General features: G+C 58.5%; 21 protein-coding genes. 5 read left to right on the top strand and 16 right to left on the bottom strand.

Annotation, left to right across the window (positions count from 1 at the left end; all coding sequences use genetic code 11):
* Positions 1 to 261: 261 nt before the first annotated feature.
* The 4 genes from IMCC20628_RS24655 (at position 262) to IMCC20628_RS08790 (ending at position 3,889) form a co-directional block, all read left to right on the top strand.
* Positions 262 to 405 carry a DUF1127 domain-containing protein gene (locus IMCC20628_RS24655; protein WP_082128072.1) on the top strand — a complete coding sequence of 48 codons (144 nt, stop codon included), beginning with the start codon at positions 262 to 264 and terminating at the stop codon, positions 403 to 405.
* 297 nt (positions 406 to 702) lie between these two features.
* Positions 703 to 849 (top strand): DUF1127 domain-containing protein, encoded by a 147-nt coding sequence (locus tag IMCC20628_RS24650; protein WP_082128071.1) that lies wholly within the window; start codon positions 703 to 705, stop codon positions 847 to 849.
* 109 nt (positions 850 to 958) lie between these two features.
* A complete protein-coding gene (trmFO, locus tag IMCC20628_RS08795) occupies positions 959 to 2,401 on the top strand; it encodes a methylenetetrahydrofolate--tRNA-(uracil(54)-C(5))-methyltransferase (FADH(2)-oxidizing) TrmFO (RefSeq protein WP_047029912.1) in 1,443 nt (480 codons plus the stop codon).
* 132 nt (positions 2,402 to 2,533) lie between these two features.
* Positions 2,534 to 3,889: a pilus assembly protein TadG-related protein gene (locus IMCC20628_RS08790; protein ID WP_047029911.1), complete on the top strand. Its 1,356-nt coding sequence runs from the start codon at positions 2,534 to 2,536 to the stop codon at positions 3,887 to 3,889.
* A gap of 93 nt (positions 3,890 to 3,982) precedes the next feature.
* Here IMCC20628_RS08790 and IMCC20628_RS08785 read toward each other — a convergent pair whose 3' ends face one another.
* The 6 genes from IMCC20628_RS08785 to yajC all read right to left on the bottom strand — a co-directional run bounded on the left by IMCC20628_RS08785 (position 3,983) and on the right by yajC (position 9,803).
* On the bottom strand, positions 3,983 to 4,945 hold the full coding sequence (locus tag IMCC20628_RS08785; RefSeq protein WP_047029910.1) for a sterol desaturase family protein: 963 nt from the start codon (positions 4,943 to 4,945) through the stop codon (positions 3,983 to 3,985).
* The gene (locus IMCC20628_RS08780) at positions 4,938 to 5,396 is read right to left on the bottom strand and encodes a hypothetical protein (protein ID WP_052766361.1); all 459 of its coding nucleotides are present in this window, start codon (positions 5,394 to 5,396) and stop codon (positions 4,938 to 4,940) included. Before IMCC20628_RS08780 ends, IMCC20628_RS08785 begins: the two co-directional genes overlap by 8 nt.
* Positions 5,397 to 5,536: 140 nt before the next feature.
* Positions 5,537 to 6,412 (bottom strand): phytoene/squalene synthase family protein, encoded by an 876-nt coding sequence (locus IMCC20628_RS08775; RefSeq protein WP_047029909.1) that lies wholly within the window; start codon positions 6,410 to 6,412, stop codon positions 5,537 to 5,539.
* A 5-nt stretch (positions 6,413 to 6,417) separates the two neighbouring features.
* The gene (locus IMCC20628_RS08770; protein ID WP_047029908.1) at positions 6,418 to 6,804 is read right to left on the bottom strand and encodes an Mth938-like domain-containing protein; all 387 of its coding nucleotides are present in this window, start codon (positions 6,802 to 6,804) and stop codon (positions 6,418 to 6,420) included.
* Between the two features lie 3 nt (positions 6,805 to 6,807).
* Positions 6,808 to 9,378, bottom strand: a complete 2,571-nt coding sequence (gene secDF, locus IMCC20628_RS08765; RefSeq protein WP_047032398.1) for a protein translocase subunit SecDF — start codon at positions 9,376 to 9,378, stop codon at positions 6,808 to 6,810.
* Positions 9,379 to 9,473: 95 nt separating this feature from the next.
* A complete protein-coding gene (gene yajC / locus IMCC20628_RS08760; RefSeq protein WP_047029907.1) occupies positions 9,474 to 9,803 on the bottom strand; it encodes a preprotein translocase subunit YajC in 330 nt (109 codons plus the stop codon).
* A gap of 202 nt (positions 9,804 to 10,005) precedes the next feature.
* Between yajC and IMCC20628_RS08755 the strand changes: the two genes are divergently transcribed.
* Positions 10,006 to 10,875 carry an ATP-binding protein gene (locus IMCC20628_RS08755; RefSeq protein WP_047029906.1) on the top strand — a complete coding sequence of 290 codons (870 nt, stop codon included), beginning with the start codon at positions 10,006 to 10,008 and terminating at the stop codon, positions 10,873 to 10,875.
* 86 nt (positions 10,876 to 10,961) lie between these two features.
* On the opposite strand, the gene IMCC20628_RS08750 is transcribed toward IMCC20628_RS08755, so the two are convergent.
* The 10 genes from IMCC20628_RS08750 to IMCC20628_RS08705 all read right to left on the bottom strand — a co-directional run bounded on the left by IMCC20628_RS08750 (position 10,962) and on the right by IMCC20628_RS08705 (position 20,169).
* A complete protein-coding gene (locus IMCC20628_RS08750; RefSeq protein ID WP_197078421.1) occupies positions 10,962 to 12,563 on the bottom strand; it encodes a peptidoglycan DD-metalloendopeptidase family protein in 1,602 nt (533 codons plus the stop codon).
* A gap of 234 nt (positions 12,564 to 12,797) precedes the next feature.
* Positions 12,798 to 13,451 (bottom strand): protein-L-isoaspartate(D-aspartate) O-methyltransferase, encoded by a 654-nt coding sequence (locus IMCC20628_RS08745; RefSeq protein ID WP_047029904.1) that lies wholly within the window; start codon positions 13,449 to 13,451, stop codon positions 12,798 to 12,800.
* Positions 13,452 to 13,454: 3 nt separating this feature from the next.
* The gene (gene surE / locus IMCC20628_RS08740; protein WP_047029903.1) at positions 13,455 to 14,213 is read right to left on the bottom strand and encodes a 5'/3'-nucleotidase SurE; all 759 of its coding nucleotides are present in this window, start codon (positions 14,211 to 14,213) and stop codon (positions 13,455 to 13,457) included.
* A gap of 27 nt (positions 14,214 to 14,240) precedes the next feature.
* The gene (gene serS, locus IMCC20628_RS08735) at positions 14,241 to 15,524 is read right to left on the bottom strand and encodes a serine--tRNA ligase (RefSeq protein WP_047029902.1); all 1,284 of its coding nucleotides are present in this window, start codon (positions 15,522 to 15,524) and stop codon (positions 14,241 to 14,243) included.
* 81 nt (positions 15,525 to 15,605) lie between these two features.
* Positions 15,606 to 16,448 (bottom strand): twin-arginine translocase subunit TatC, encoded by an 843-nt coding sequence (gene tatC / locus IMCC20628_RS08730; RefSeq protein WP_047029901.1) that lies wholly within the window; start codon positions 16,446 to 16,448, stop codon positions 15,606 to 15,608.
* On the bottom strand, positions 16,445 to 17,149 hold the full coding sequence (gene tatB, locus IMCC20628_RS25780) for a Sec-independent protein translocase protein TatB (RefSeq protein WP_047029900.1): 705 nt from the start codon (positions 17,147 to 17,149) through the stop codon (positions 16,445 to 16,447). The genes tatC and tatB overlap by 4 nt, the downstream gene beginning before the upstream one ends.
* 41 nt (positions 17,150 to 17,190) lie before the next feature.
* Entirely contained in the window at positions 17,191 to 17,421 is a 231-nt protein-coding gene (locus IMCC20628_RS08720) for a twin-arginine translocase TatA/TatE family subunit (RefSeq protein WP_047029899.1), read from the bottom strand.
* A gap of 36 nt (positions 17,422 to 17,457) precedes the next feature.
* On the bottom strand, positions 17,458 to 18,552 hold the full coding sequence (locus IMCC20628_RS08715) for an ABC transporter ATP-binding protein (RefSeq protein ID WP_047029898.1): 1,095 nt from the start codon (positions 18,550 to 18,552) through the stop codon (positions 17,458 to 17,460).
* Positions 18,553 to 18,613: 61 nt separating this feature from the next.
* Entirely contained in the window at positions 18,614 to 19,300 is a 687-nt protein-coding gene (scpB, locus tag IMCC20628_RS08710; protein WP_047032397.1) for an SMC-Scp complex subunit ScpB, read from the bottom strand.
* A gap of 68 nt (positions 19,301 to 19,368) precedes the next feature.
* A complete protein-coding gene (locus IMCC20628_RS08705; protein WP_047029897.1) occupies positions 19,369 to 20,169 on the bottom strand; it encodes a ScpA family protein in 801 nt (266 codons plus the stop codon).
* Between the last annotated feature and the right edge of the window lie 23 nt (positions 20,170 to 20,192).

Raw genomic sequence — 20,192 nt, 5'->3', positions numbered from 1 at the left:
GCTCAGCACCCTCACTGCAAAAACCACAGATTGCCAGAAGCCTCCCGACCTACCTTGCAGATTACAGCACTCGCACTCGGCCTCAAACTCTGCATCGGGCGCCTGCTTAACCTTTATTAACAACATGTTAATCAGGTGAGTTGCAGATTTTGCATGGCTCCTTTGCAATTTATTGCACTGCACAATTCTCTCGGCATCCCTATATTGAGATTATGAAACACGGCGTTGAAACATCAACGTCAACTTGAAAGGACCAAGACCATGAACTTCCGTAAAGCTTACAAAGACTGGCGCGACTACCGCAACACGGTCAATGAACTCGGCCGCATGTCCGAACGCGAACTCAACGACCTCGGCATCTCCCGCGGTGACATTCCCTTCGTTGCCCGTCGTCCGGCCAACTAAGATCAAGAACGTCTGACCGGGTTTTGTCCGGTCATTTAAAACGGCGCCCTGGAGACAGGGCGCTGTTTCCGTTTATGCACTGTTTTGCGGCCACCAGCATTGCCCAGTTGACCCAAGCGGGAGTTGACTTGGTTGCCCAGTTTTTAGGCACGAAACAAAACTGAACAGCTCATTAACCAGCCATTCTGCCAACGCATAACAGGGCTGTGAATATTGCTCTGCACAATTCTGCGGCAAACGCCTATATGAAGGGCATCAGATTGATCGCCCGCAACGGGCCTACCCGAGGACAAGACTATGAGAATTCTCACACGCGCACGCAGCTGGATGAAATCGCGCCAGACCGCCCAGGAACTTTCCAACCTTTCCAACGAAACCCTCGCCGACATCGGCTTGAGCCGTTTCGACATCGACAATGTGGCTCGCGGCCTTCGTACCCGCTAATCGCATTTGAACTGACCGTTCGTTACGGCGTCCTTATGGACGCCGTTTTCGTTTGAACGGCAGCACAAACCTCGTTGAGGCGGGATCACGCCCGTGATAAACGGACGCCATGATCAAGACCAGCTCTCCCACTTCTCCTATCCATATTATCGGCGGCGGCCTCGCCGGTTCGGAAGCCGCCTGGCAGATTGCCCGTCGTGGCCTGCCCGTCATTCTGCATGAGATGCGCCCGGTGCGCGGCACCGAAGCCCACAAGACCGACAGTCTCGCCGAGCTTGTCTGCTCCAACTCGTTCCGCTCCGATGACGCAGAGAACAATGCCGTCGGTGTCATTCACGCCGAAATGCGCTTGGCCGGCTCGCTGATCATGTCCTGCGCTGACAAGAATCAGGTTCCTGCCGGCGGGGCGCTGGCGGTTGACCGCGAAGGCTTTGCACAGGCCGTCACTGACGCGATCGAAGCCGAACCGCTGATCACCATTGCCCGTGAAGAAGTTTCCGGTCTGCCACCTGCCGATTGGGACCAGACCATCATCGCCACAGGCCCGCTGACCGCTCCCGGTCTCGCCGAGGCTATCCGCAACGAGACAGGCCAGGATGCCCTGGCGTTCTTCGATGCCATCGCACCGATCATCCACACCGAATCGATTGATATGTCGGTGTGCTGGTTTCAGTCGCGCTATGACAAGGTCGGCCCCGGCGGCACCGGCAAGGACTATATCAACTGCCCCATGGACAAAGACCAGTACGATGCTTTCATCGATGCCTTGATCGCCGGCGACACGACCGGCTTCAAGGAATGGGAAGGTACGCCCTATTTCGATGGCTGCCTGCCGATCGAGATCATGGCCGAACGCGGCCGCGAGACACCGCGTCATGGTCCGATGAAGCCGATGGGACTGACCAACACGCATCAACCCGACATCAAGGCCTATGCTGTTGTGCAGCTGCGCCAGGACAACGCTCTGGGCACGCTCTACAATATGGTCGGATTTCAGACAAAACTGAAATACGGCGCTCAGGCCGACATCATCCGGATGATTCCCGGGCTGCAGAACGCCGAATTCGCCCGTCTTGGCGGACTGCACCGCAACACCTATCTCAATTCGCCTCTGCTGCTTGATGGGACCCTGCAGCTCAAGAGCCGGCCTGGACTGCGCTTTGCCGGTCAGATCACCGGATGTGAAGGCTATGTTGAAAGTGCGGCGATGGGACTTCTCGCCGGACGCTTTGCCGCAGCCGAGCGTTTGGGCGAGCAACTGGCTCCACCGCCGCTCACAAGCGCGTTTGGTGCGCTGCTCAACCACATCACCGGTGGCCATATCCTGAGCGATGATGAGCCAGGAAAGCGCTCATTCCAGCCAATGAACGTCAATTTCGGCCTGTTTCCGCCGCTCGACCCCGGTACAATCGTCCGCCCGGAAGGTGGCGGCCGTTTCCGTGGCAAGGACAAGGCCAAGGCCAAGAAACAGGCGATGGCCCGTCGGGCGCTTGTCAGCTTTGAACAATGGCTGTCGACAAATCCTGTAGAGCAGGCAGAATCACCCAAATAGCGAGATAGACGGTATTTGGGCGATCATTTTTAAAGTTTTCTAACCGCTTCGCGTTACTTTCCCCTTCGTTGCATCTGACGGCGTCCTTTCCGACGTCATTGTTTCAATTGCACCGACTGCTGGGAGAATGTCATGTTGAAATCCTTCGCCACCAACCGTTCCGGAAATTTCGGCATGATTGCCGCGTTGCTGAGTGTTCCATTGTTCGGTGCCGCTGCAATGGCGGTGGATTATGTCAACGCTGCCAGTCACCGGGCCTCGATCCAGAATGCCGTCGATGCAGCCGTGCTCGCCGCCGCTGCCTCTGGAATGAAGACCGAAGCAGAGATGCGCGTGGTGGCCGAAAAGGCCTTGTTGGGCAATGTCGACGAAGACATGCGCAACACTGTCGACATCAACGGTTTCGCCGTTACTGCCGATGGTCAGGTCACGATGTCGGTCACCGGCAAGCTGCCGAGCACCTTTGCGCGGATTTTCAATCTCGATGTACTCAAGGTTGGCGTCAACGCCCAGGCGCAGCGCCCAGGTGGTCAGACGATCGAGATCGCCCTGGTGCTCGACAACACCTATTCCATGGTCGGCAAAAAGCTCACTGACCTCAAATTGGCGGCCAATGAGTTGATCAAGACCTTCGAGGGCGTGGCTGACCTTGACGTTAAGATCGCCGTGGTTCCGTTCTCGCGTTACGTCAATGTAGGAACCCAATACCGGAACCAGAGCTGGCTGCAGGTTGATCCTGATTCTTCAACGACCAAGAATGTCTGCCGCAAGACCAAGCCGCTCATTTCCAAGTCAGGCTGTTACCGGGAAACCACCAGCGGCATGAACGACGGTGTGCCCACGACGGGAAGCCGGGAGGTCTGCAGCAGTTACACCTACGGTCCGGAGGAAACGGTCTGCTGGGACAGCACCTCAAATGTCACCTGGAGAGGCTGCGTCGGCTCGCGGGATGCGCCATTCGACATTAACGACACGCGGCCTGACCGGCGCATTCCTGGCCTGATGAACCAGAACTGCAGCGCTCCGTTGCTGACGCTCACCGACGATTTCACTGCCGTCCGCAATTCGATCAAGTCGATGGTGGCCCAGAACGAAACCTATATTCCGGCTGGCGTCATGTGGGGCTGGCGGGTGCTGTCGCCACAGGTTCCTTTCACCGAGGGCGAAGCCTATTCCAAGGATGTCCGGAAGTTCATGATTGTGATGACCGATGGCTCCAACACTTTGTCGCCGAGCTATCCGTATCACAACGGCCGGGACGGCACTTATGCTGACCAGCTCATGATAAAGGCCTGCAACAATGCCAAGCTCGAAAGCATCGAAATTTTCACCGTCGGCGTCGACGTGCCCAACGCAAGCACGCGAGAAGGGTTGGTGAGTTGCGCATCCAACCCGAAAAACGCAATCGCCATCAGCGACTCCGCCAAACTTGGCCTCGCTTTCAAGGGCATCGCCAACGAGATCCTGTCGATCCGGCTGACCATGTAGGGTCAAACCGGGACTGCGTTGCCATCTCAAAAGTGTCGGGTAAGGCAAATCAAAGACCGTCAAGAACCCGATCACGCCTGCTTTGCGATAGCCTCAACTGCGGTGGTTGCCTGCGGGCAGTTCCGACCCGGGCAAACCCGGCATTCCGGCTGCTTCGGGGTTCTGCGCCACATAATCCGCCTTCAGTGCTGCGGAATTCTTGCGCGACCCGTCGTGACTCCAGCCAGGTGGCGCAAACAGATAGGCCAGTCGCTCGGCAACCGTCAGGCCCGGCTGGAACGCATCACGGAACATGTCGATCCACTCGTGAAACGCGACCTTGAACGGATTGAAGGTGCCGATGTTCTTGACGATGCCGTAGCGCGGCATGTCCGCATCAAGTTCCGGCACGAAACTGCCAAACATCCGGTCCCAGATGATCAATGTGCCGGCATAGTTCGAATCGAGATAGCGCGGATTGGTGGCGTGATGCACCCGGTGATGCGACGGCGTGTTGAAGATCAGTTCTATCGGTTTCCACATCTTGCCGATGGCTTCGGTGTGGATCCAGAACTGATAGACCAGATTGAGCCCACCGACGAAAAGCAGAAGCACCGGGTGAAAGCCGATCAGGGCCAGCGGAATCCGCAGGATGAACATGCCGGTGAACGTGCCGGTCCAGCTCTGCCGCAACGCCGTCGACAAATTATAGTGCTGCGAGGAGTGATGGTTGACGTGCTCGGCCCAGACCCAGCGGCACCGGTGCGCGATGCGGTGGTACCAGTAATAGCGCAGATCATCGAGAATGAAGCACAGCGCGACGGCCCACCAGGATGTACCGAAATCATAGATTCGGAACTCCCAGACCCACATCAGCACGCCGAAAGCGACGAACCCAAGCAGCAGACCGGCGACCACATTGCCAACCCCCATCAACAGCGACGTTGTCGTATCGCGGGTCTCATAGTCGCCACGCCGCCTGAGCACGCGAATGACAAGCAGTTCAAGCAGGATCGCAATGACGAAAAACGGGATCGCCATCTGCGTCACATCAGGGAAGTCCTTCAGGTCAGGCATCGTCGCCCTCGCCCGAATCATCGATTTGCGGATTGGCTTGGGCAAAGCTGTTGAAAAGCCAAAGCGAAACTTCAGCAGCTTCCTCCGTGGTGTCGAACACGAAATCACCGCCCATGAGGGTGGACTCGTGGAAGAGAACCCGAAGCCCGGGTTGGTCCTCAAGCGGCTCAACGGTCACCGCACCCGGCAAGATAAGTCTCGCGACAAAGTGGCGACCCATGGCCTGCAGAAAACCGGTCTTGCCATCCGCCAGGCGCAGAAAGCTGGCTTTTCCATCCTTGGTCAAGGTGACTGAACGGATGGCTTCGTCGGGATAGGCGCTGGCAAATTCCAGAATCGACTCGCCATGATCGCGCGTGTCTTTCTCGCGCGATTCACCAGAATAGTGAACAGCCCCGATCACCAGCGTCACCCCGATGGCCACGATTACGATCAACACTCCAAGGCTCATGCGTTTCTCCACCTGACGTGGCTTTCGGCCGCGTCAACCACTTCGACTATGCCGCGCAGGCAATTGTTGCGCAAGACAGGAAGATAAATCCGCACGCCGACGTTATGCAAGCATCTGCAGTCAGGATGAAATCGGGTAAATCAGACCCGGCCACGCCGGATAGCCCGCCACAATTGCCACTGCCGCCGCCATTGCGGTGTGCGTATCGGCGTGTCGAGACAATCAGCGCCCATTGCCTCGGCGCGCCGCAGTACAGCTTCCACCAATACCACAGGCAGATAGGCCGGAAACACCGAGACCGGCAAATCATCAAGCGCTGCACGCGCCTTGGTCAGATGCTCTCGCCCAAAGCCGGCAAAAGCCCGCACGGCATTGGAGATAGCTGCCCTGTTGTCACCTGATAGAAACCCTTTGCGATCAAGCCCCGTGGCGGCCAGCAGATCGCCCGGCAGAAACAGTTGCCCCCGGCTGCGCGACATCGGTAGCAGCATCAAATGCCCCGCCACGGCCTGCGCCACACCGGCGTGGCCGCTGGCGGTAGCGGTGCTGGCTGAGGCTTCCGAATCGAGCAGAAATGCTGACATCTGCAGGATCGTCGACGCGGTTTCGCCGGCATAGCCCTCATAGCTGGACCGATCCGGCATCGGATCATCATAAAGATCAAACACCCTCGCCTCGCACATGGCGATCAGCGGCGCTACAGGCATGTTGCTGCGGTGAATCAACTCCAGCAACGCTGCAGCAACCGGATGCGCCACCGCCTCCGCCCGTCGCTCACCGGCCAGCACGTCACTCCACCATTGCAGCCGGATTTCGCCGGGAAGAGGCTCCCGGATCTTGTCGCGGATTGCGGCGATCTCGGCATTGAACAGGAACAATGCAGCAATGTCGCCCTGCGGCGCTTCGGGCATCAGCAGCAGCGCAAGATAGCGGTCGATATCGAACTCGCGCAACGCCGCCAGCAATTGCTCGCGTGAACCAGATAGAGGCGCGCCCGATGAACTAGCCTTGCTCATACCGCTTACACAGCAATCAGCGCGGCTGCGACCGCACGCGATTCGGCCAGCATCACATTGTAGGTACGCACAGCAGCGCCGGTGCTCATAGGATCTGAGGAAACATTGGCTGCGCGCAACGCAGTTTTGAGGTCAGCGGGTAAGAACTGGATTGACATGCCGGTCCCAACCAAAAGGAACTCGATATCCCGGGTCTCCGCCAGCACCTTGTCGAACAAGGAAACATCAAGCGGCTGCCCCTCAGTCACATCCCACCCGTATATGCCTGAAGGCAGGCAGAGGATCGATCCGCGATGTGACATGTCGGCGAACCGGAATCCGCCATTGCCGTAGGCTTCTATTGGCGCGCGGCCAGGGAAATGCGCTTCGCGTATTTCAATGCCGCGCGCCATGTCTCACGCCCTGCTTTTCTCAGAGCTCTCAGGTATCGCTTCACCTTCCGTCTCTGCATCCAGCCCAACACGGAAATTGTCGGCCCGAAGTTTGAACAGGATCAGCACTGGTGCCGCGATAAAGATTGACGAGTAGGTGCCAACCACCACGCCGAAGATCATGGCGAAGGTGAACGAACGGATGACTTCACCGCCAAAGATGAACAATGCCAGCAGCGCCAGAAGCGTTGTCACCGATGTGAGAATCGTGCGCGGCAACATCTGGTTGATTGACGTGTCGAGCAGGCTGGTCAGCGGCATCTTCTTGTATCGCCTGAGGTTTTCACGCACGCGGTCGTAAACCACCACGGTATCGTTGAGCGAGTAGCCGACAATTGTCAGCACCGCCGCGATACTCGACAGGTTGAACTCGATGCCGGACACCACGAAAATGCCAATGGTCAGCACCACGTCATGCACCGTTGCGATGATTGCACCCAAGGCAAACTGCCATTCGAACCGGAACCAGATGTAGACCAGGATCGCCAGCAAGGAGGCAATGACGGCGATGGTGCCGGCCTGTGCCAGTTCACCAGAGACTGTCGGGCCAACCACTTCCACCCGGCGGATATCGTAATCGCCCTCAAGCTCTGCACGGACCAGAGTGATGACGGTCTGCTCGGCATTTTCGCCGCCACCCTGCGCCTGCATGCGAATCAGGACTTCACGCGGTGAACCGAACTCCTGCGCCTGGATATCGCCCAGATTGAGCTCACCCAGCCGGGCTCGGATATCGCCGACATCGGCGTTGCCTTGCTTGGCTTGAACCTCGATCATCGATCCGCCTTTGAAATCGATGCCATAGTTCATGTTGATGGTCGCAAACAGCGCCATCGAGGCCAGCGACAGCGCCGCCGACGCCACAAAGGTATAGCGGCGGACTTTCATGAAGCGGAAGGTGAAGTCCCGGACAATTGCATCCAGCGCACCCTTCGGCATCGCCTTGGGACGTCTGCGACGTACCCATTCCGCCACCAGCCAGCGGGTGAAGGTAAACGCGGTGAACACGGTCGTCACGATGCCGATCGCCAGCGTGATGGCAAAGCCCCGCACCGGACCGGTGCCGAGATAGAACAGGATCACAGCCGCAATCAATGTGGTGACGTTGGCATCGAGGATGGTGGCGAAGGCTTTGGAGAAGCCTGCATCAATAGCCTGGATTAGCGACCGCCCTGCCCTGTGCTCTTCACGTATGCGCTCATAGATCAGCACGTTGGAATCGACCGCCATACCGACAGTCAGCACGATGCCGGCAATGCCTGGCAATGTCAGCGTCGCTCCCAACATGGTCAGAAGCGCGATGATCATGGTCACGTTGGCAATCAATGCCAGATTGGCGAGGAAGCCAAGCATGCCATAGGCAACAAACATGAACGCCAGAACCAGAATCGCACCGATGATACCGGCAATCTCGCCGGCAGCGATCGAGTCGGCGCCAAGGCCGGGACCGACCGTGCGTTCTTCAATAACAGTCAGCGTTGCCGGCAAGGCGCCCGCACGCAACAGAATAGCCAGATCGTTGGCGCTCTGAACATCGAAATTGCCAGAAATCTGGCCTGTTCCGCCCAGGATCGGCTCGCGGATCACCGGCGCCGATATCACTTGGTCATCCAGCACGATGGCGAACGGCAAGCCGACATTCTGAGTCGTGGCCTGGCCAAAACGCTGGCCGCCCTTGGAATCGAACCGGAAGCTGACAATCGGCTCATTGGTGCGCTGGTCATAGCCTGCCTGCGCATCGACGAGGTTTTCGCCCGAGACCAGCACCGAGCGCTGAATCAGGTACGGAACCGGCGGATCATCAGTGGAATAGAGAATGTCGGAATTTGCCGGAGGACGGCCTTGAATGGCTTCCTGCACCGGCATCGAGCTGTCAACCAACCGGAATGCCAGTTTGGCGGTCTGGTTGAGCAGGCTTTTTAGACGCTCCGGGTCTTCAAGTCCTGGAACCTGAACCAGAATTCGATCCGCACCCTGGCGCTGAATCAGCGGTTCGGTGGTTCCCAGTTCATCAATACGCTTGCGCACCACTTCGATGGACTGCGCCACGGCAGAAGACACGCGGTAGCTGATGCCATCATCTGACAGCAATATCCGCAATTGCCCTGGCTGGGTCTCTTCAATGGTGGCTTCGGACACCGTGCCGCCGCCAAACAGGCCTGAGTTTACAGGCAGTTCAAGCTCGGCAAGAGCGGTTTTGGCTTCCTCGACACGAGCAACGTCGCGAATCCGGACCTGAACCATCTGGCCAGTCCCTGACAGGCCGGTATACCCAATGCCCGTTTCACGCAAAATCCGACGCACATCATCAACAGTTGTCGTCAACCGGTCCTTGATGATGTCCTGTCGTTCGACCTGAAGCAGCATGTAGGAGCCGCCCTGCAAGTCGAGGCCCAGCGTCATCTTCTTGGACGGAACCCAATCGGGCAGATTGTCAGCTTGTTGCTGATTGAGAAGGTTCGGAAAGGCGAACACCACGCCGGCGAGAACCGCTAGCCAGATCAGGGTTGTTTTCCAACGGGAGAAATAAAGCATGTTGCTCTCGGTTCGTCCCATGGGAACGAAATAGGGTGAGAAATTCAGGCGCCGGCGCAATCCGGACAGGTTGGTTCCCTGCCCGGAATTTGCGGCTATTCCTTGACGGGCTCGCCCTTGGCGCGCACATCGGCAATCAGGCTGCGGATCAACTTGATCTTGACGCCATCAGCAATTTCGACTTCCAGTTCGGCATCATCGATCACTTTGGTGACCTTGCCCAAGATGCCGCCACCGGTGACAACCTGGTCGCCGCGACGAACATTCTTGAGCATTTCTTCACGCTTTTTCATTTGCGTGCGCTGCGGGCGAATGATGAGGAAATACATGATCACGAAGATCAGAAGGAATGGCAGGATCGACATCAAGATCTCGCTGCCGCCGCCGCCCATTAGGGACTGGGCATGTGCCGGGGTCACAAACATGAAAAACTCCTTGAGAATAAGCTTGGGGGCTTTGAAGCGCCCCCAACAGTCGAGCGGAATATAGTGGCAAGATAGCCGAATGCAACGCAAACATGGGTCCGGAGCCCCGAATTGCCAGTCAAAACAGCTTTTCTGCATCATCAGCTCATGCTACCCGCTTCTGACGCCATGTCGGCAAGCCAACCAGACCCCGGACCTACGCATGCAAGATGAAATCGCCCGCCAAATCCTCGCCGAACTCGCCCGTCTGTCAAAGGCTGTGGAATCACTGGCGCCCACGCCCCCCGCATCTCAGGATTTTGATGCCGCAGAGTGCTTTGTCTGGGACGCGGAAGCCCTTCACCTCGCCCCTGTCAAAAAACCCAACCGGATCGACATTGCCCTGATCAAGGGGGTCGATCATGTTCGTGACATTCTGGTCGACAACACCCGCCGCTTTGCACTCGGTCATGCAGCCAACAACGTTCTGCTATGGGGCGCGCGCGGCATGGGCAAGTCTTCGCTGGTCAAATCAGTTCATGCCACGCTTTCTGCAGAAGCCGGACTGGTGGCACCGCTAAAGCTGGTCGAGATCCACCGCGAAGACATCAACTCCCTGCCCGCGCTTATGAGTATTCTCAGACCCGTACCAGCACGCTTCATCCTGTTTTGCGACGATCTATCATTCGATCATGACGACACTGCCTACAAGTCTCTCAAGGCGGCGCTCGACGGCGGCATTGAGGGCCGCCCCGACAATGTCCTGCTTTATGCCACCTCCAATCGCCGCCACTTGCTGCCGCGCGACATGATCGAAAACGAACGCTCCACCGCGATCAATCCAAGTGAGGCTGTTGAAGAGAAGGTGTCGCTGTCTGATCGATTCGGCCTTTGGCTCGGCTTCCACAAATGCAGCCAGGATGAGTATCTGGATATGATTTCGGGATACGCGGCTCATTACGGGCTTGATGATCAGCCCGATAATTTGCGCGCCGAGGCGCTGGAATGGTCAACAACCCGGGGCGCCAGATCCGGCCGCGTCGCCTGGCAGTTCATCCAGGATCTGGCAGGCCGTTCGGGAAAAACCCTCTAGCATTCCGACCACACACCAACCGCCACTCAAACGAAAAAGGCCGGCGTTGCAGACGCCGGCCTTTTTCACTTTCGCCTGGAGGGCGTTTATTCAAGATAGGCAGTCGGGTCCACCGGCGAGGCGTTCTTGCGAACCTCGAAGTGCAGACGCGGCGTCTTGGCTACACCACTCATGCCGGAGCTAGCGACCACCTGACCGCGGATCACCTTGTCGCCCCGGTTGACATTGAGGCTCTGTGCATGAGCGTAGACCGTCACCAGGCCGTCATCGTGCCGGATCAGAATGGTTTTACCGTATTCCTTCAGGCCGTCGCCGGAATAGATGACCACACCATTCTCCGCAGCCTTGACCGGGGTTCCGGCAGGCATCGAAATATCAATACCGTCATTGCGCTTGCCGTTCTCGCTCTTGGCGAAGCCGGTAATCACCTGACCGCGTGCGGGCCAGCGGAATTTGCCAATACCACTCGCTGCCGGTGCAATGGATGCAACATCAGCATTGGTTTTGGCAGCAACGCCGTCGCCTGCGGTTTTGACCGGCGGCGTGTAGGATTTCGGCGCAGCCTCGGTCGGGATTGACGCCGTCGACACATTGTCAGGAGTTTCGGCACCTGCAGCCGGAATCGCAAGCGATTGACCTATGCGGATATTTGATCCGGTCAGACCATTGGCGGATTTGAGCGCGTCGACGCCAACTCCATGGGCGCGGGCAATCCGGCTCAGAGTATCGCCGCCCTTGACCGTGTAGTTGCCGGTGGCCGAATTGGATGCCTTGGGATTGGCAGCGCTCGCAGTCACTCCGGTATTCGACACGGATTCGGTCTTCGGGTTCCGCAGCACAGGCGCATTGGGAAGCACAGCGGCATCGCGTTGCGGCGAAGGAGCCGGAAGCGGAATGTTGTTCTGGCTCGCCTCACCCTGAAGGCCAGCGCTTGACTTGGCGGACCGCGTCTTCGGATTGTTGTCCGGCGCAGAAACCGGTGCTTGCCGTGAATAGACATAAACCGGGATCAGCAATTGCCGGCCGGACGCAACCTTGGAGGGGTCGCTAATGCCGTTGGCTTTCATGATCTCGCTGGCAGGAACGCCATACCGCTTGGAGAGATTGTAGATGGTCTCATCAGGGCCAAGCGTGATCCGGGTTCCACCTGTCGTCGTCCAACCAGCCGCTTGCGGCGCTGAGCCGGTGACAATCGGATCAGGAGCCAGAACGGGATCGCTCTTGTTGACATAGGCCGGGTTCACCGGCGCAATCGAGGAAACCTGTGCGGGCCGTTCCGGGAAGGCTTGCTGCGCTGGCTGGCTTGGTGCGGCAAGCGCTGGCTGAACCATTGGTTCAAGTGCCCGCGAAGCCACAGCCACTGGCTGCGTCTGAACAGATTGCTGCGTTGGCAATGCCTGACGTGCAACGCCTGCAGCCGAAGGAAGCAGGTTCGAGGAGGAGGAAACCGACCGTGCCACGGAACCAGGAATGGATCCTGTGGAAGTCGCGTCATAACCCGTCTGCGGCTGGCTGCGGTAATCGCCCGGGAAAGCCTGGGAGACCGAAGACTGCGCCTGCGGGAAGGCCTGCTGCGAGCCAGACTGCGGATATGCACCGGAGAGCCCGCCGGGCGGCACCGGATTGCCAACACCACCCATCGGCGCCAGCGAATCTGAAGATGGTGACGGAATTGAAGCCGTCAGCAACTGATCCGTATTTTGATAAGCAAAGCGACTCGCATCCGAACTGCAAGCCGCAGCAGACCCCGCCAAAAGAGCGACACCGAGCAAACGGGACACAGAAGCACAGGGGACGACAGATTGTCTGAGACGCATAACACTACCCAATCAACGCAAAACCAACTGAGATGATTAAAGCGCGTTAGTGTTACTCATCAGTTAAGACGAAGAAAATCCATGTAATTTGTGGCCCTGGACGGATCACAAAGCGGCTGCAACACCGGGGGTCAAAGCCCGATAGGGAACCTCAAACAGGTCTTCGCGTTCAAACCGGCTTCCGATTTTCGTCAACCGCGCCATCTGTGTCCGGCCATTCTCCATCAATATTGGCGCAAGCATGACTCCACCCGACGCCAACTGGTCAACAAATTGACGCGGCATTCCCTCGAAAGCGCCGGTTGCGATGATTCGATCAAAGTTCCCCTCGCCGCTCATGCCTTTGGTACCGTCAGCCTGGCGCGCCATTACATTGCCCAGTCCGAGGTGAGCGAAACGCTGCTGGGCAAGCTGGACAAGGGTCTTGTAGCGATCCACTGTCAGCACCCGTTCGGCAAGACGTGCGGCAACTGCGGCCATGAATCCGCTGCCGGTCCCGATGTCGAGAACCCGGTGACCGGGTTCTATCGCCAGCGCAGAAAGCAGACGAGCAACCAGATCAGCGCTTTCGGCAAAGCCACCGCAATCTGTCGGCAACATCCGGTCCTGATAAGCTGCATCCGCATAGGCCGCCGAAACGAACAGCGTGCGCGGCGTCTGTTCAAGCGCGGTCAGAAGTGCCTTGTCGGCGATGCCTTCGGCCCGCAGCCGCAGGAACAACCCGGCAAATCCTTCTTTTTCCAGCAGCCGAACATTCATCGCTCAAACTTCCAGGGCACTGGAGATTTGCTCCTGGACCTGATGATTGGTCAGGTCCAGCTTCAGCGGCGTGACCGAAACATAGCCATTCGAGATCGCCTTGATGTCGCTGTTGGCCTCCGGCGAGAAATCGCGGCGGCCAAACTTAAGCCAGAAATAGGGAAATCCGCGCCCGTCTTCGCGTTCCTCGATCGACAATCCGTGGGTCAGTTGCCCCTGATCAGTCACCACCACGCCCTTGACTTCATCAACTGGGCAATTCGGAAAATTGAGGTTGAGCAGCGTACCCGCCGGCAGATCGATTTTGATCAGCTTCTTGAGCAGCGCCGGCGCCAGGCTCTCAACCACATCCCACGGCATGATCCTGCCATCCTTGAACGTGTAAGCCTGACTGATGGCAATCGACCGGATGCCCAGCAATGTACCTTCCATGGCGCCCGCCACTGTGCCGGAATAGGTCACGTCATCGGCGACATTCTGGCCGGAATTGACACCGGACAAGACCAGATCCGGCGCCGGGTCCATCAGGCGCTTGATCGCCATGATCACGCAATCGGTCGGCGTTCCGCGCAGCGCAAAGGTCTTTTCGCGAACTTCGCGAAGCCGCAACGGTTCCGACAAGGTCAGCGAATGCGCAAGACCGCTCTGATCAGTTTCTGGTGACACGATCCAGACATCGTCTGACAGCGTCCGTGCGATGCGCTCAAGCACCTCAAGTCCCTCGGCATGAATGCCGTCGTCATTGGTGATGAGTATGCGCATTGCCAATTTCCTCTGATGACGCTTGGTTCAGGCTGCTTTCTCGATTTTCTTCAGTCCGCCCATATAGGGCTGAAGCGCATCGGGCACGGTGATCGAGCCATCGGCGTTCTGATAGTTTTCCATCACCGCAATCAGGGCTCGGCCAACCGCAACACCCGAACCGTTGAGCGTATGGACAAAGCGAGTGGCCTTGTCTCCAGCCTTGCGGCAACGCGCATTCATCCGCCTGCCCTGAAAGTCACCGCACACCGAACAGGACGAAATCTCTCGATAGGCGTCCTGCCCCGGCATCCAGACCTCGATGTCATAGGTTTTCTGCGCGCCAAAGCCCATGTCGCCGGTGCACAGCACAATCGTCCGGAACGGCAAACCCAGCCGTTCGAGTACTGCTTCGGCGCTTGCCGTCATGCGCTCGTGTTCGGCAATCGATGTTTCAGGTGTTGTCACCGACACCAGTTCCACCTTGATGAACTGGTGCTGGCGCAGCATGCCACGCGTGTCACGGCCCGCAGACCCGGCTTCCGAGCGAAAACAGGCGGTCTGCGCCACATAGCGTTTTGGCAGCTCTTCCTCGGCAATGATCTCGCCTGCCGCCATATAGGTCAGCGGCACTTCCGCAGTCGGAATCAGCCAGCGCCCGTCGGTGGTGCGAAACAGATCGTCGCCAAATTTGGGCAGCTTGTCGGTTCCATAAGCCGCGGCATCATTCACCATCAGCGGCGGATTGACTTCGGTATAGCCGTGCTCGCTGGTGTGCAGGTCGAGCATGAACTGGCCCAGCGCCCTCTCAAGCCGCGCAAGCGCGCCGGTGAGGATGGTGAACCGAGCGCCGGACATTTTCGCCGCCCGTTCGAAATCCATCAGGCCCAGCGCTTCACCGAGCTCGTAATGTTCCTTGGGCTTGAATCCGAGATCCGGCTTGTCGCCAACCTTGCGCACTTCGACATTCTCGCTCTCATCGGCGCCGACCGGCACTTCATCGAGAGGGATGTTCGGTAGCACCGACAAGGCATGCTTGAGCGCCTCATCAAGCTCGCGTTCCTTGGCTTCGCCCGCCTGAAGCTCGTCCTTGATGGTGGCGACTTCGGCCTTGAGCGCGTCTGCCTTGGCCTGATCCTTGGTGGCCATTGCCTTGCCGATTTCCTTGGAGGCAAGGTTGCGGCGTTCCTGCAACGCCTGAAGCGCGCTCACATGGTTGCGGCGCGCCTCATCAAGCACGATCAGGCTTTGTGACTGAGCCTCTGCACCGCGCTTGGCCAAAGCCGCGTCAAGAGCCGCAGGATTTTCTCGTATCCATTTAATGTCAAGCATGGCTGGTCCCGGTGGTCGAATGGCAGCGCCAACCCCACAACCGTGCCGTCAGGCGGCACGGTGCGATTTCCAAACCGAAGCTCAGGCTTCCCCTTCGGGATCGGTGTCAGTAGACGAAGTTTTTTCTTCGTCAGCTTCCGCCGACGCCGCTCTCGCAGCGCGCTGACGCTCCACGAGGCGGGCGCAATAGATGGCAATCTCGTAAAGAAGGATGGTTGGCAGCGCAAGCCCGATCTGGGAGACCGGATCGGGCGGTGTCAGGATTGCGGCAGCGATGAAGGCGGCAACAATCGCATATTTGCGCTTGTCTTTCAGACCCTGGCTTGTGACCAGCCCCACCCGCGCAAGAAGCGTGGTGACGACCGGCAACTGAAACACCAGACCAAAAGCGAAGATCAGCGTCATGATCAGGCTCAGATATTCCGAAACCTTCGGCAACAGCGTGATCGAGGCTTCACCGGCGCCCCCGGACTGCTCCATCGACAGGAAGAACCACATCACCATCGGCGTGAAGAAAAAGTAGACCAGCGCTGCGCCCATCAGGAACAGCAATGGCGAGGCGACCAGGAATGGAAGGAAAGCCCCACGTTCATTCTTGTAGAGCCCCGGCGCCACGAACTTGTAGAGCTGCGCCGCAATCATCGGGAAAGCCAGCACAAGGCCGCCGAACATGCCGATCTTGATCTGGGTGAAGAAAAATTCCTGCGGCGCGGTGTAGATCAACTCGATCTTGCGATCGCCCATTCCGGCCCAGTCCACCGCCCAGGTGAAAGGCTGCACCAGAAGGTTGAACAACGGTTTGGCGAAGGCGAAACAAAGCAGGAATGCGAGAAAGAATGCGCCGATTGCCCACATCAAGCGATTGCGCAATTCCATCAGGTGCGAAAGCAGCGGCTGCGGCTTGTCTTCGATATCGTCGGTCACGCCTGGCCCTCGCCTTGCTTGGGTTTCCTGGCGCGCGGCGCGGCCTTGGCCGGCGTCGCTGTCTTGGTGGCAGAGGCAGGCTTTGCCTTGGCTGCCGGAGTGGAAGCTGCGCCTGTCTTGGTCGCAACCGACTTGGGCTTCGCTGCCGTTTTCACTGCGGCCGGCTTGGCATTTGCCGATGCTTTGACGGGTGCCTGCGCTACTGCCTTTTCACCGGGCTTGCGCACCGATCCAGCCGGTTTGGCTGCAGCCGCTGTTTGCGGCTCAGCCTTGCCCGCAGTTGCGGTTTTGACCGGAGCCGGTTCGGCGGATTTGATCTCCGGAGGACCATCGCCAAGCTTCATCGCCGGTGTCGGGATATCCACCTTCGGCTTATCGGCAACGTCTGCAGTTGGCGCTTTCACCGATTTCTCGAGATCCGAGCGGATATCTTTCGCCGTATCCTTGAGCGGATTTACGGCATCGCGAATGCTCTGCATCGGATTGAGCTTCTTGGCTTCATCGAATGTCTTTTTGACATCGCCAAGTTCAGCTTCACGCAGCGCATCATCGAACTGGCCACGAAACTCGTTTGCCATCGACTTGAGTTTCTTGGTGGTTCGCCCGAAGGCGCGCAGCATCGGTGGAAGGTCCTTGGGACCAACCACGATGATGAGCACTATGGCAACGACCAGAAGCTCTGGCCAACCTATGTCGAACATTCAGGCGTCTCCTCACCCGTCAGGGCAACGGGATTGGGGTGTCAGCCGCGATCCTTGGCTTCTTCGGCCTTGTTGTCGACAGTCGTAGCATCAACAGTCTTGCTCTCGACAGTCTTGGTCTCTGGCGTGGCGTCATCGTCGCCCATGCCCTTCTTGAAGCTCTTGATTCCCTTGGCGACGTCGCCCATCAATTCCGGAATCTTGCCGCGACCGAAAAGAAGCAGAACGACGACCAGAACGATAAGCCAATGCCAAACGCTGAATGAACCCATGATACTCTCCTGTATACCTACCCTGATTTAGGGTGTTTATCCGTTTCTTTCAAACACCAAAATGTCACGCGCGTTGACAGTGACTGAAACATCGCGGACCCCCGTCCTTAATTGGCCAGCGCGAATGCGCGCGTCAATAGGACTTTCGCCGCCTGCAACCACTAATGTCACCAGTTCCTCAACCCCGAGGAATCTGCGCGCCACAACCCGTGCCGAAACGCCGCAAGGCGTCTCCGTGATTTCTACGCCGGGAAGCCTTATTGCAATCGAGACGTCTGCGCCATCAGAAAAACCCTTTGCCCGCACCGGACCGACCGGTGTTTGCGCCATTTCTCCCGAAACCGTGCTTTCAAACACATTGATTTCAGAGAAGAAGCCGGCGGCGAACAGATTGACCGGTCTGTGATAGAGGTCTTCACCGGTTCCAACCTGTTCCAGCGCGCCATCGCGCAGCAAGGCAATCCTGTCGCCCATGCGCATGGCTTCCTCGGCATCATGGGTCACCACGATCGCCGTCGCGCGGGCTTCACGCAGGATCGCCAGGGTTTCGGCACGAACACTGTCCTTGAGCCGCGAATCAAGACCTGAAAACGGTTCATCCATCAACAGCACCGCCGGGCGCGGCGCCAGCGCCCGGGCCAGAGCCACGCGCTGTTGCTCGCCACCTGAAAGCGCATGCGGATAATTGTCGGCGTAATGAATCATCCCGACCCGGTCGAGCGCCGCCATGGCCTCGCGCTTGGCGTCGGCCTTGGACAGAGCCGTCAATCCAAACCGGACATTGTCGAGGATGGTCAAATGCGGAAACAGCGCGAAATCCTGAAACATCAGGCCGATGCCGCGGCGTTCGGGCGGCAGATTGCGTGTTGGTCCGGCAATTTCGCGGTCATTGAGCAACAGCCGCCCACTTCCCAGCGGCTCGATCCCGGCAGCGATTCTGAGCAAGGTGGTTTTGCCCGAACCCGATGGACCGAGCAGGCACAATACCTCTCCCGGTTCGGCGGCCAGGGTGACGCCGCGCAGCGTTGGCAGATCACCATAGGCATGGTGAACATCCTCAAACGCCAGACGCGCGGCAAAGGTCACACCTGCCGTCCTGCGCGCGATCGCCGTTCTTGTCTGCTGTTTCACGGTGGCCGAGACCCTTGCTTTAACCAGTACACCGGTCCGGATTGAAACCCGAACCGCAGGCTTAGTCCTCTGCTTCTCCCATCGGAGTCAAGAGACCAAGCTCTTCAAGATCCATTTGCGTGATCGGATCCTCGTCCTCGGTGAGGTCATCATTGGCTGGCGGAACCGGTGGATGGAAATTCGACGGAACCCGTCCAGACAGCAGACCGGCTCCCTTCAGCTCTTCCATTCCCGGCAGATCGCGAAGATCCTCAAGTCCGAAATGATCAAGAAAAGCCGGCGTAGTGCCATAGGTAACCGGTCTTCCCGGCGAGCGACGACGGCCGCGCATCCGAACCCAACCGGTCTCCATAAGCACATCGAGCGTGCCTTTCGAGGTCGCCACGCCACGCACGTCCTCGATCTCGGCGCGGGTAACCGGCTGGTGATAGGCAATCGACGACAACACTTCGAGGCTGGCGCGCGAGAGCTTCTTGATTTCGGTTTCCTCGCTCCGGATCAAAAACCCCAGGTCGGCGGCAGTACGGAACGCCCATGCGTCCTCGACCCGAACCAGATTGACCCCGCGATGGGCATAACTCTCGGCGAGTCGCGCCAGAACCACGCCGACAGGCGCGCCATCAGGCAATCTACCCGCGATCAGGTTTTCCGAAACCGGTCCGCTCGAGGCAAAGATCAAGGCTTCTGCAATGCGTTCGGCTTCGTGCAAGGCGCGTTCCCGCAGCGCATCAAGTGCCTCTGTTCCCATCGCATCATCCTCTGCCTGCTCAGCATCGCCGGTATAGGCAACCGCCGCTCCGTGACCAGGATCCATTGTCATGGCTTGCTCCCTGCGCTGACAACAGCCTGTGGGGGCCGTCGCATGAAGATCGGTTGGAATGCACCGTCCTGACGGATTTCAAGCCGCCCTTCCCGCACCATTTCCAGGCTGGCCGCGAACGAACTGGCAATCGCTGTCGTGCGTTCTTCCGGATCGGACATGTATCGGATCAGGAATTGATCCAGCGCTGTCCAGTCCTTGAACTCGCCAATCAGGCGGAACAGGATGACGCGGGCATCGCTGAGTGACCAGACCCGACGCCGGGCGATCGTCACCTGGGACAGCGTCTGGCGCTGCCTCTGGGCAGCGTAGGCGGTCAGCAGGTCATAAAGTGTCGCATCGAAGCTTGAGGTCTTGTCGATCACCATCGGCTCGGGCTCGCCGCGCGCAAACACGTCGCGGCCCAGACGGTTGCGATTGACCAGCCGCGTCGCCGCTTCCCGCATGGCTTCAAGCCGCTTGAGCCGGAATGCCAGTGCCGCTGCCATTTCCTCGCCGCTGGGTTCGTCGCCCTTGTTGCTTTGCGGGATCAACAGCCTGGATTTGAGATAGGCCAGCCACGCTGCCATCACCAGATAATCCGCCGCCAGTTCAAGCCGCAATCCGCGCGCCTTCTCGACAAACATCAGATATTGCTCGGCCAGCGCGAGAACCGAGATATGCGCCAGATCCACCTTCTGGGTGCGCGCCAGATGCAGCAGCAGATCCAGCGGCCCTTCAAAACCCTCGACGTCGATGACCAGCGACGGATCACTCAGTGCACGTTCGGCATTGGCATTGTCCCAAACGGCATCCATGGGTGTGGCGCCTTTCGGCGACC

This window comes from Hoeflea sp. IMCC20628, assembly GCF_001011155.1.
Lineage (GTDB): Bacteria > Pseudomonadota > Alphaproteobacteria > Rhizobiales > Rhizobiaceae > Hoeflea.
The sequence above is the reverse complement of the archived record's forward strand: the minus strand, read 5'-3'. Positions and strand labels throughout refer to the sequence as shown.